Source organism: Mycobacterium gallinarum (genome assembly GCF_010726765.1).
Taxonomy (GTDB): domain Bacteria; phylum Actinomycetota; class Actinomycetes; order Mycobacteriales; family Mycobacteriaceae; genus Mycobacterium; species Mycobacterium gallinarum.
Genome location: NZ_AP022601.1, coordinates 4,100,241 through 4,111,682 on the forward strand (window position 1 = coordinate 4,100,241; position 11,442 = coordinate 4,111,682).

The following is an 11,442-nucleotide window of genomic DNA, read 5'->3' on the forward strand; positions in this document are numbered from 1 at the left end:
GCCTAGCCGCCGTCGATGCGGCGGGCGCCGAGTTCGTTCTGAAGAAGCTCCAGCGCCACCTCTTCCGGGTCGCGTCGCGGTGTATCGGACGTGTCGTTGCCCGCTTCGGCGAGCATGCTCTCCTCGTCGTCGACGTCGATCGGTGGCGGCGGGCCAGGCGCGGCGGCGGGCTTCTGCTCCGGCTCGGCGGCGGGCGGCGGACCGGGCGGGCCCACCTCGCACCGGATCTTCCAGTCGACACCCAGTGCGTCCTTGAGCGCCTCGCGGATGACATCGGAATTGCGCTGTTCAGTCAGCCGTTTGGCCAGCGGTGCGGACTCGTGGCTGAGCACTAGGGTGTCGCCCTCCACGGAGCGCACGATCGCGCCGGCCAGCATCACTTCGGTGGTGCGGCTGCGCTGACGGACCTTCTCGCGCACCGTCGTCCACATGCTGCGCACCGCAGCGGCGTTCGGTTCACCGGTGACGGCCGCGGGTGGGGGCGCCGCGACGACGGGGTCGGCGGGCTGGCGCACCGGAGGAGGCGATGCCGGTTCCGGTTTCGGAGCGGAAACCGGCTCAGGCGGCTTGGGCGGCGAGGGTGTCGGCTCCGGCATCGGCTTGGGCTCGACGACGACCGTCGGCTCGAGCGCCGGCTTCAGCTCCGGTGCGGGCTTGGGGTCGACGGGTGCTTCGGCGCCGGATTCCGGTGCGGCCTGGCTCTTGCGGCTGTACTTCGGCGCGCCCCCGGGCTGCTCCCCCGCCGGGATCGACATGTCCAGCCGGGTCTCGATGCGCTCGACGCGCTGCAACAACGCCGACTCGGTATCGCTGGCCGACGGCAACAGCAGCCGCGCGCACACGACCTCGAGCAGCAGCCTGGGCGCCGTCGCACCGCGCATCTCACCCAGCCCGGCGTGCACCACCTCCGCGTAGCGGGTCAGCGTTGCGCTGCCGACGCGGGTCGCCTGATCGCGCATTCGGTCCAGCACGTCCTCGGGCCCGTCCACCACCCCGCGGGCGACCGCGTCGGGAACCGACTGCAGCACGATCAGATCGCGGAACCGTTCGAGCAGATCGGTGGCGAACCGCCGCGGGTCGTGACCGGCATCGATCACACCCTCGACTGCCCCGAACAGCGCGGCGGCATCGCCCGCCGCGAGCGCATCGATCGCATCGTCGATCAACGCCACATCGGTGGCACCCAGCAGCGCCAGGGCCCGTGGGTAACTGACCTGGTTACCGTCCGCTCCCGCCAACAGCTGGTCGAGCACCGACAGCGTGTCACGGGGCGATCCGCCGCCGGCGCGGATGACGAGCGGGTACACCGCGTCATCGACCGTGACCGTCTCCTGCGCGCAGATGCGCTCCAGCAGCGACCGCATGGTCCGCGGTGCCAATAACCGGAACGGGTAGTGATGCGTCCGCGAGCGAATGGTCGGCAGCACCTTCTCCGGCTCTGTCGTGGCGAACACGAAGATCAGATGTTCCGGCGGCTCCTCGACGATCTTCAGCAGCGCGTTGAAGCCCGCCGTGGTGACCATGTGCGCTTCGTCGATGATGAAGATGCGGTACCTCGACTGCGCCGGAGCGTAGAACGCGCGATCGCGTAGCTCGCGGGTGTCGTCCACACCGCCGTGGCTGGCGGCGTCCAGTTCGGTGACGTCGACGCTGCCGCCCCCGTTGGGCGCGAGCGCCACGCAGGACGCACAGACCCCACACGGCGTGGCCGTCGGCCCCTGCTCACAGTTCAACGACCGGGCCAGGATTCGCGCCGACGACGTCTTGCCGCACCCGCGCGGCCCGGAGAACAGATACGCGTGGTTGATGCGCCCCGCTGTCAGCGCCGTGGACAGCGGTTCGGTGACGTGCTCCTGGCCAACCACGTCGGCGAAGGTCGCGGGTCTGTACTTGCGGTAGAGCGCCACGCTCGCACACGCTACCGAGGCCGGCTGACGCCGTAGCGCCGCGTACAGCCAAACCCCTCACTTCTCGTGAGATGAGCCGACGTGCGATGGGTCATCACGTAGGCGAGCTAGTCCTTCAGCAACGCTTCGGTGGCCGAGAGCAGCGCACAGGTCGCCAGGCCGTCCATCGCCTCGCGCAACTCGGGCAGCGGCGGGAACGATGGCGCGATCCGAATGTTCTTGTCCTCCGGATCTTTTCGGTATGGGAAGGTGGCGCCGGCCTCGGTGACCGCGATACCTGCATCCTTGGCCAGCGCGATGGTGCGGCGCGCGGTGCCCGGCAGCACATCCAGGCTCACGAAGTAGCCGCCCTTCGGCTCGGTCCACGACGCGATCTTGGACTCGCCAAGCCGGTCGGCCAGGATCTCCAGCACCGTGGCGAACTTGGGCGCCAGCAGCTCCTGATGACGCCGCATCTGCAGCCGCACCCCGTCGGCGTCGCCGAAGAATCGCAGATGCCGCAGCTGGTTCACCTTGTCCGGCCCGATCGACTTCTTGCCCGCGTACTGCAGATACCACGCGATGTTGCCCAGCGAGCCCCCGAAGAAGCTCACCCCAGCACCGGCGAAGGTGATCTTTGACGTCGAAGCGAACACCAGCGGCCGGTTCGGATTCCCCGCCGCCTCGGCCAGCCCCAGGACGTCGATGTTCTGCGCGAAATCGTGAGTCAACGTGTGCACCGCGTAGGCGTTGTCCCACATCAGCCGGAAATCGTTGGCAGCGGTCCGCATTTGAACCAGCCGCCGCACCTTCTCCCACGAATAGGTCACGCCGGTCGGGTTCGAGTACACCGGAACACACCACATGCCCTTGATGGCCGGGTCGACAGCGACCAGCTCCTCGATCAGGTCGACGTCCGGGCCGTCCTCGTGCATGGGGACGGTGATCATCTCGATGCCCAGGGTCTCGGTGATCGCGAAGTGCCGGTCGTAGCCGGGCGCCGGGCACAGGAATTTGACGTGCGGCTCATCCTTCCAGGGCCGCGGAGAATCGACACCGCCGTGCAGCATCGTGAACGTCACGACGTCGTGCATGAACTCGAGGCTGGCGTTGTTGCCGGCGATCAGGTTCGGCACCCCGATCCCGAGGATCTCGCCGAAGATGGCCCGCAGCTCCGGCAGCCCGTGCAGGCCGCCGTAATTGCGCGTGTCGGTGCCGTCGCCGTCCTTGAAGTCGGCCTTCCCCGGAAGGTCCAACAGGCCGTTGGAGAGGTCGAGCTGGGCGGCCGACGGCTTGCCCCTGGTCAGATCCAGCTTGAGACCCTTGGCCTTGAGGTCGGCGTAATTGCGCGTCTGCAACTCGTGCTGTGCGCGAATTTCCGCAGGGCCGAGCGACTGAAACGACACGAGGCGCCTTTCACTGGGAGCGGGTGAACCCCGGGAAAAGAGGGGGACCCCGCGCACCCGCCAGAGCCCATTGACCCTTGCTGCCTTCCGGCCCTGGGGGAGTTCACAGGATGGACGCCGCGCGGGGTCCAGCAAGGAGTCTAGTACCCGGCGTACATGTGACTGGACGGGCACATCAGCGTGGTCGGCTACCATGACCGGCGGAGGATTCGCCTAGTGGCCTATGGCGCTCGCCTGGAACGCGGGTTGGGTTAATAGCCCTCAGGGGTTCAAATCCCCTATCCTCCGCGCTTGGCCGGGGTGCGACTACATAGGAATGACCTGGTCGCACCCCGGGCCAACCAACCTCAAGGAGGAGTATGCGGCGCTGGGTCGCGGTCTTGTGGCACGCCTCGTTCTCGTGTGTTGCCGCGGCCCTGTTTTTCGCCTTCGTCCTGCCGCGCTGGTGGGAACTGATGGGTACGACGTCGCACACGCTCGGCACCGTGATGCGCATCGTCACCGGTGTGCTGATCGGCTTGGCCGCGCTACCGGTGGTCTTCACGCTGCTACGCACGCGACGGCCGGAGTTCCGTACGCCGCTGCTGGCCCTGCGGCTTCGGACGGCGTCGATCGTGCTGCACGTCCTCGCCGGTGTGCTGATCCTCGGCGCGGCGATCAGCGAGATCTGGCTTTCGCTGGACGACGCGGGTCAGTGGCTGTTCGGGATCTACGGTGCCGCCGCCGCGATCGCGCTGCTGGGGATTTTCTCGTTCTACCTGGCCGATGTCGCCGAGCTGCCACCACCACCGCCGAAACCGCTGAAGCCCAAGACGCCGAAGCAGCGCCGCGGCCGTAAGAAGGACGCTGAGGACGACGCTGAGGACACGGAGACCGCGGACGAGGCGACGGCAGACGAGACGCCCGCAGACGAGACTCCCGAAGAGGAGTCCGAAGACAAGCCCGCTGAGGTCACCGCTGAGGCCGAGGAGCCCGAGTCGACGGCAACAGAGCCCGAGGCGACGGCCGACGAAGCAGACAAAGCCGACGAAAACGCGCCGGATACCGATAAGGCAAACGGCAAATCCCCTGCTAACGGGACGTCCGAGAAGGCGGAGCCGACGCGGCGTCGCCGCAGGCGCCTGCGTGGCGGCGTCGCCGTTGACGATTAAAGATTTCGTTTTCGGGCAAAATGGGCTGATGCGCATAATTCGTATGCGTCGCTCCTGCGCGACGCTGTTGACCGCACTTGTCGCGGTCCTGGCGCTGGTGACGCCAGTGCACCCGGCTACGTCAGGGGCCGCCCCCGGGGATCCGATCGCCGCGGCGCGCGTGGTCGAGCCGGCGGTGGCACGTATCGACACCGAGATCTACTACCAGAACGCGGTCGGAAACGGCGCGGGCATCGTGCTTGACCCGAATGGTCAGGTGATGACCAATTTCCATGTGGTCGGCGGGGCCGACCGCATCACCGTCGCTGTCGCCGGTCGCGCGTTCCCCGCCGAACTCGTGGGCTATGACCGTCGTCGCGACATCGCGGTGCTCCAACTGCTGGGCGCCAGTGGGTTGCCTGTCGCGCCGATCGGCGATTCCGGTGCCCTGGTAGAAGGCGAGCCTGTCGTCGCCATCGGCAACGCACAGGGCAGCAACGCCCCGCTGACCCACGAAGTGGGCACGGTCACCGGATTCGGCCGCACGGTCAACGCTGAAGATGCACTCACCGGCAGTAAGGACGAGTTGACCGGGCTGATCGAGTTCGCGGCACCGGTGGTCGCCGGGGATTCCGGCGGCCCCGTCGTGAACGGAGCCGGCCAGGTCGTCGGCGTCACGACAGCGGCGTCGGTGAACTTCCGGATGGGCCCGGGCGGCAAGGGCTTCGCCATTCCCATCAACGACGCGATGGCCATCGCCAACCAAATCCGCTCGGGGGCGGCGTCGGACTCGGTGCACATCGGCCCGCCGGTGCTGCTCGGTGTCGGCGTGCGTACCGCTCCGACCGATGGACCCGGTGTGCTCGTCGCCGACGTTCTGCGCGGCGGCCCCGCCGACCAGGCCGGTCTGGTCGCCGGCGACGTCCTCACGACACTGGATGGCACGCCGCTGGACTCGGCCACCACGTTGACGTACGTGCTGGACCGCCACTATCCCGGTGATGTCATCGATCTCACGTGGATCGACGGCAGCGGCCAGCAGCGTACCGGGAAGGTCGCGCTCACTCCGCTGTAAAGCGTTGCCTCACAACGACTCACGCTTCAGGATTCGTTCCAGACCGGCGATTACCACGCCGAGTTCGAAGTCGAACTGGGTTTGCGCGTCGTGTTCGGTGGCCGGTGCCGATTCGAGCACTCGGCGCAGCGCCGGGTAGGTGTCCTGCGGTTCCCGCAGCAGCGCCTCTGTCGTTTCCGCACGGTGGCGGTGGGCGCCGGACCCGGTCTGTGCGAGCACGGTCTGCGCGGCCGATTGCGCGATGTTCGACGCGGCGGTGAGGCCGTGCCGCGCGCTGTCGGGGTCCAGGCCCGCCGACAGCAGCGCGTCGAGGACGCGGTCGGCCAACGCCAGCGCCGCCGCCGTGCTGAGGCCGCCGAGCTGCGCAAAATCGGTCACGGAGTCCTGGATGCCCACCCGGATGAGTCCGTCGCGGAAGGCCATGGCGTAGGTCCGCAGGGTGGCCCGCCAGTCGTCGTCTGTGGGCAGTTCGACGGGCGCGAGTTCCCGCTCGAACTGGTCGAGCACCATCAGCGTCAGCAGGCCCGCACGGTCGCCGACGTAGTAGTGCAGCGCTTTACGGCTCACTCCGAGCGCATCGGCGACGGCCTGCATGGTCAGGTCGCTGGCCGCGACGCTTCGGGCGGCGACAACGATCTGGTCCCGGCTGATCCGCGGTGGACGCCCCCTGGTTCGCCCGCTCATCATCGTCACCATAGGCGATTTTTCGCCGGTCGGTAAAAACGCTTCCCCGCCGCGCCGGACGCCCCTATGCTGAGCGCGTGCCCAACACCCCATACCGGGTCGTCCAGTGGACGACGGGAAATGTCGGAAAAAGCTCGGTCGAGGCGATCGCCAAGAACCCGAACTACGAACTCGTCGGCCTCTACGCATGGTCGAAGGACAAGGTGGGGCGCGATGCAGGCGAACTGGCGGGCATCGAGCCGCTGGGGGTCAAGGCCAGCAACGACGTGGACGAGCTGTTGGCGCTGAAGCCCGACGTCGTGGTGTACAACCCGATGTGGATCGACGTCGACGAATTGGTCCACATCCTCGAGGCCGGTGTGAATGTCGTCGCGTCCGCGTCCTTCATCACCGGCCACAATCTCGGCGACGGCCGCGCCAAACTCGAAGATGCATGCCAACGAGGCGGATCCACGCTGTTCGGCTCGGGCGTCAGCCCCGGGTTCGCCGAGTTGCTGGCCATCGTGGCCACCACCGCATGCGACCGGGTCGACAAGATCACCATCGCCGAGTCCGCCGACACCACCCTCTACGACTCGCCTGACACCGAGCGGCCAGTCGGCTTCGACAAGAAGATCGACGATCCCGACCTACCGCCGATGGCCGAGAAGGGCACGGCGGTGTTCGCCGAGGCGGTGCAGCTGGTCGCCGACGCCGTCGGCATCGAACTGGACGAGATCAAGTGTGTATCCGAATACGCCCAGACCACAGAGGATCTCCCGATGGCCTCGTGGACCATCAAAGCCGGGCACGTCGCCGGTGTATACGCCAGCTGGCAGGGAATTGCCAACGGCAAGACCGTGATCGACATCAACGTTCGGTGGAAAAAGGGGCAGACGCTGGATCCGGACTGGCAGCTCGACGGCGATGGATGGAAGATCACCATCGACGGGCGGCCGACGGTCAATATGCAGGTCGGTTTCCTCCCACCGCCCGACATGATCGAGAACGCCAAGACCCTCGAGGACTTCTTCGTGCTCGGACACATCATGACGGCGATGCCGCCGATCCACGCCATCGGCGCAGTCGTCGCGGCGGCACCTGGCATCGCCACCTACAACGATCTGCCGCTGCCGCAGGCACGCGGCGTCGTTCCGACGAGTTAGCGGCGGCCCGCGACTTTCCTTTGCGGAGCCGACTCCCGATAGCGCGCACCGTATTTCGGCACAACCATGGGACCGTTGTGCCGGGCGGCGGTGATGGCGTTGCGCAGCGGGCGGGCAATGCCGGCAAAAGAGCCCATGTCGAAGAGCATCGGCGTGAGCAGTCGATCGTGGACGAACGCGAATGCGCTGCCGGTCGTCGGATCGGCCCAGCCCAGGGTGCCGCCGAGGCCGATATGGCCAAAACCCTTGAGCAGCCCGGGTATCGGCGATTCATGGTAGCCGAGATGAAACGGCATCGGTACGCCGACGTTCAGATCCGGCCACGGCTTCGGGTTTCCGACGAGACCCTGCGTCAATTCCGATGACAGGAGCTCGACGCCGTCGAGACTGCCGCCATTGGCGACCGCGGCGTACATCCTTGCCAGCCCACGTGCCGTCACCACACCGTTGGCCGCGGGCACCTCGCCGTCGAGAAACGGGATATCGCCCTGCACAAGGGATTTGATGCCAGGAAAGTACATGGCGCCAAGCGCACCCGACAACGGAAGCCCGGCCACTTTCGGCGCGACGAAATCGAATATCGGATTCGCGCGGGAGCCCTGCGGCGCGAGAATCTGCGCGACCTTGGTGGGCGAGCCCGCCGGAGGGCGACCGAGATGCAGGCCATCGGTATTCAGAGGTTGCGCGACTTCGGCACGGATGAGCTCGCGCATACCCATCCCGGTGACGGCCCTCGCCAAACCGGAGAGAATCCACCCGTACGTCAGCGCGTGGTAGGCCTGCCGGCCGCGCTGCCGATCGGCGGGTGCGGCGGCGAGCCGCTCTTCCATGTGCAGATGGTCCAGCAGTTCCTCCTTGGTCACGCCCTTGAGATGGGCCAGCCCGGATCGATGTCGAAGGACGTCGCGCACGGTGATGTCGTCCTTGCCGTTGGCGCCGAACTCGGGCCAGAAATTCGCGACGGGCTCGTCATACGACAGCAGCCCACGATCGACTAGACGGTGGATGACCATCGCCGCGACCCCTTTGGTCGCGGAGAACACCATCGCCCCCGTATCGGCTGTCCACGGCACCTGCCCGGATCTGTCCGACCACCCCGTCCACACGTCGACGACGGGTCGGCCATCGATGTACACCACCAGCGCGCCACCGCCGAATCGGCGGCCCGGGAACATTCCAGCGAAGATCCGCACGACGTTTCCGAAGCGTGGGTCCGCCGCACCCTGGACGTCGCGCGGCAAACCCTCCTCGGCCCGCAGCAGTGACGCCTTTGTCATATCGCCAACAATGCGTCCGTAGCCATCGCCGTGGGCGCAGAACCGCAATAATTCAGCCGGTCACGCTCATGACGTGGGCCTTGAGCTGCGCCCCCGGCGGGCCCTCCAGGACGACATCCTTGCGGATCTGCGCCTGGTCCTTGTGCACGGTGAACTCGCCCTTCTGTGGCGCGTTCCCGCCGAGGACCTCGTAGAACACCGTGAACGGCGTCTCTGGCAGCGGATGCAGCCCAATGTATTTCGGCTCGATCGTGTACTTATAGCTGCACAATGCGTCGGGCTCGCAGTTCTGCTCGGTCACATTGACCCCGATGGCGAACTCGACGGGAGTCGGCACCTTCGGCTGCGGTGGTGCGAGCGTCGTGCGCGGTGTCACCGCCCGCTCGGACGGCTTCGGCGCCGTGATGCTTCCGAAGATCATCACGGCCGCGATACCGACGCCGCTGGCGACGATGGCTACCAGAGCCAGACCCGCAGACCACTTCCGGACGGTCGACGAAACATGCATTTGTCTATTCAAATCTGGTGCGCGCCCGAGCGCGGCATTTCGGCCGCGCTCGGGCACCGCGTCAGAACGCTGACCGTCGTCGCTTGCCGAGGACCGTCATGACGATCGCGCCGACCGCTACGACCGCGACCAGGGCGGCCCCCGCAATGAGCAGGAAGTCAGTGCCACCCAACCCGGTGGGCTTCTCGTCGCTCACCAGTTTCAGGTCGTAGTTTCCGGGCAGCGGTCCTTCTCCAGGGGCTTCCATCCCGGGGAAGCTCTGCGTCTCGTTGACCACGAATTGCGGCACACCCGCCTCGTTGTTCTTCCACTCACCCCACGCCGGCGTCACGCCGTCGAGAAGGACCTTGTGGAGGTTGTTGTTGGTCGGATCGGGACCCACGTCGACGACCCTTTTGACAACCATCGGAGCGTAGGTCGCGTTGGTGTACTGGACCTGAACCGGGACGTCGGTGAGGGTCCGGACCGGCGGCGGCGGCGGCGGTGGCGGCTGCCCGGGTCCTGGAACGTAGCCGCCGCCGAAGAAGTTGCCGACGGCAAGTTCGATGGGGATTCCGAACGCGTTGAGGCGAATTGCGGAGAAGTTGTACGAACCCGCATCCCGCACCTCGGTGACCACCCGGCCGAACGGTTCGATGATCACGATCCGCGGCTCGCCGCCGACCTCGTACACCACCTTCATGGGCTCGGGGTAGGGATTGAAGATCAACGGACGGTAGTACTTGTCGTACTGCACCCAGTCGGGCTGCCATTGAGCAACGTTGGCCTCGACCTTGATCGCCGCCTCCGCACTGATTGGGCCACCAGTCTTCACCTCGCCGGTCAGCACGAGGTCATGCAACTCCTCGACCTCGGCCTTCGGAGCAGGCGGGGGATTCACGTCAACCGCCGGCGCGGTTTCGGCCTTTTCGATGTTTTCCGGGGCGGCGTCCGTCTGCTTTGGCTCGACAGGCGTTTTGGCCTCCGCCGCTTCGGCATTCGAAACGACCGTTCCACCTGCGGGATTGGTCTCCGGGTCGGTTCCGGTCGTTCCACCGGTTCCCTCGGTGCCACCGGTTCCCTCGGTTCCACCGGTGCCCTCAGTTCCGCCCGTGGTTCCACCGGTCGTTCCTTCGGTTCCACCGGTTCCTTCGGTGCCACCGGTTCCCTCGGTTCCACCCGTGGTTCCACCGGTCGTTCCTTCGGTTCCACCGGTTCCTTCGGTGCCACCGGTTCCCTCGGTTCCACCCGTGGTTCCACCGGTCGTTCCTTCGGTTCCACCGGTTCCCTCGGTGCCACCGGTTCCCTCGGTTCCACCGGTGGTTCCACCGGTCGTTCCCTCGGTGCCACCGGTTCCCTCAGTTCCGCCGGTTCCTTCGGTGCTACCGGTCGTTCCCTCGGTGCCACCGGTTCCCTCAGTTCCGCCGGTTCCTTCGGTGCTACCGGTTCCTTCGGTGCCACCGGTTCCTTCGGTGCCACCGGTGCTACCGGTTCCCTCGGTGGAGTCAGGTGTCTTGGTGTCGGGCGTGGACCCTTCGGCCCCGGACTCAGGGGTGTTCGCCGGAGGTGCCTCCTCCGTGACCACCGGCGGCGCCTCCTCTGTCACGACCGGAGCCGGGGTGTCCGCGGGGGCCTCAACGACCGGCGGCGCCTCAACGACCGGCGGCGCCTCGACAACCGGCGGGGCCTCGACAACCGGCGGGGCTTCCACGACCGGTGGGGCCTCCACGACTGGCGGGGAGTAGAACGGGGTCTCTTCGTACACCGGGGTATCCACCACGGTGGTCTCTTCCGTCGGCTGCGCGAGCGCGGGAACTGCACCCATGCTCAAGGCCGCCGACGAGACGGTTACGACCGACGCCAGAGTGACAGCCAGGCCGCGGACGGCTCTGGGTCTGGCAGCGAAGTTCTTCATGCTCATGACGATGTGCTCCTGCTCAGGTGGCTTGCTGAATGGCATGAGCCTCGGTCGTTGTTCTTGGATCTTTCTTGGACACCTGTGAGTCCAGTCGGATCTTGCATAGTCGTTCCTCAATCACTTGGCCGGCGGAGCGTGCCAGATAGCGTTGTCGGCAACAAAGGCGGGCAGTGCGGCGACCATCGGCAGCCCTGCGCTGGACCGGCGAATCCCCATCTTCGAGCACCCCCTTCAAGCTGGCGTTTCCCCCGAAAGCGCCAGATCGGAGAATTCTCGCAGTCGGCAGCCCGCAACGCCACACATTCACCGAAAACAGCAAATTTTGAGGGCGGATGGCATCCTTAGCCGGGACGCAAGCCCACAGATGTGGTTGATTTGCGTTCTCAAGGGATAGTTCACCTACGTGCCAGGCCCGCGCAGCGGCGGAGGAAAGA

General features: G+C 66.7%; 9 protein-coding genes, 1 tRNA gene and 1 other RNA gene. 4 read left to right on the top strand and 7 right to left on the bottom strand.

Translation table 11 applies throughout. The annotated features are described in order from the left end of the window. Positions 1 to 2: 2 nt before the first annotated feature. The 3 genes from G6N42_RS20160 to ffs form a co-directional block, all read right to left on the bottom strand. Positions 3 to 1,907 carry a DNA polymerase III subunits gamma/tau gene (locus G6N42_RS20160; RefSeq protein ID WP_163731948.1) on the bottom strand — a complete coding sequence of 635 codons (1,905 nt, stop codon included), beginning with the start codon at positions 1,905 to 1,907 and terminating at the stop codon, positions 3 to 5. 107 nt (positions 1,908 to 2,014) lie between these two features. Continuing rightward, a complete protein-coding gene (locus tag G6N42_RS20165) occupies positions 2,015 to 3,292 on the bottom strand; it encodes an aspartate aminotransferase type Ic (protein ID WP_163731952.1) in 1,278 nt (425 codons plus the stop codon). A gap of 37 nt (positions 3,293 to 3,329) precedes the next feature. Then, positions 3,330 to 3,426, bottom strand: an RNA gene (ffs, locus tag G6N42_RS20170) — signal recognition particle sRNA small type. A 68-nt stretch (positions 3,427 to 3,494) separates the two neighbouring features. On the opposite strand from ffs, the gene G6N42_RS20175 reads away from it, so the two are divergent. From G6N42_RS20175 to G6N42_RS20185, 3 genes are all read left to right on the top strand, one after another. Continuing rightward, positions 3,495 to 3,580, top strand: a tRNA-Ser gene (locus G6N42_RS20175). Positions 3,581 to 3,651: 71 nt separating this feature from the next. Continuing rightward, positions 3,652 to 4,443, top strand: coding sequence for a lipid uptake coordinator LucA (gene lucA / locus G6N42_RS20180; protein ID WP_163731954.1), 792 nt, complete (start codon positions 3,652 to 3,654; stop codon positions 4,441 to 4,443). 28 nt (positions 4,444 to 4,471) lie between these two features. After that, positions 4,472 to 5,497 (top strand): S1C family serine protease, encoded by a 1,026-nt coding sequence (locus G6N42_RS20185; RefSeq protein ID WP_163731957.1) that lies wholly within the window; start codon positions 4,472 to 4,474, stop codon positions 5,495 to 5,497. Positions 5,498 to 5,506: 9 nt separating this feature from the next. Here G6N42_RS20185 and G6N42_RS20190 read toward each other — a convergent pair whose 3' ends face one another. Next, a complete protein-coding gene (locus G6N42_RS20190) occupies positions 5,507 to 6,181 on the bottom strand; it encodes a TetR/AcrR family transcriptional regulator C-terminal domain-containing protein (RefSeq protein ID WP_163731960.1) in 675 nt (224 codons plus the stop codon). Positions 6,182 to 6,258: 77 nt separating this feature from the next. Between G6N42_RS20190 and G6N42_RS20195 the strand changes: the two genes are divergently transcribed. Continuing rightward, entirely contained in the window at positions 6,259 to 7,326 is a 1,068-nt protein-coding gene (locus G6N42_RS20195) for an NAD(P)H-dependent amine dehydrogenase family protein (RefSeq protein ID WP_163731963.1), read from the top strand. On the opposite strand, the gene lipL is transcribed toward G6N42_RS20195, so the two are convergent. The 3 genes from lipL to G6N42_RS20210 all read right to left on the bottom strand — a co-directional run bounded on the left by lipL (position 7,323) and on the right by G6N42_RS20210 (position 11,050). Next, entirely contained in the window at positions 7,323 to 8,603 is a 1,281-nt protein-coding gene (gene lipL / locus G6N42_RS20200; RefSeq protein WP_163731966.1) for an esterase/beta-lactamase LipL, read from the bottom strand. The two genes, G6N42_RS20195 and lipL, sit on opposite strands and share 4 nt — an antisense overlap. A 52-nt stretch (positions 8,604 to 8,655) precedes the next feature. Beyond that, positions 8,656 to 9,111: a hypothetical protein gene (locus tag G6N42_RS20205; protein ID WP_163731969.1), complete on the bottom strand. Its 456-nt coding sequence runs from the start codon at positions 9,109 to 9,111 to the stop codon at positions 8,656 to 8,658. A gap of 61 nt (positions 9,112 to 9,172) precedes the next feature. Continuing rightward, on the bottom strand, positions 9,173 to 11,050 hold the full coding sequence (locus tag G6N42_RS20210) for a hypothetical protein (protein WP_232076202.1): 1,878 nt from the start codon (positions 11,048 to 11,050) through the stop codon (positions 9,173 to 9,175). Positions 11,051 to 11,442 lie beyond the last annotated feature (392 nt).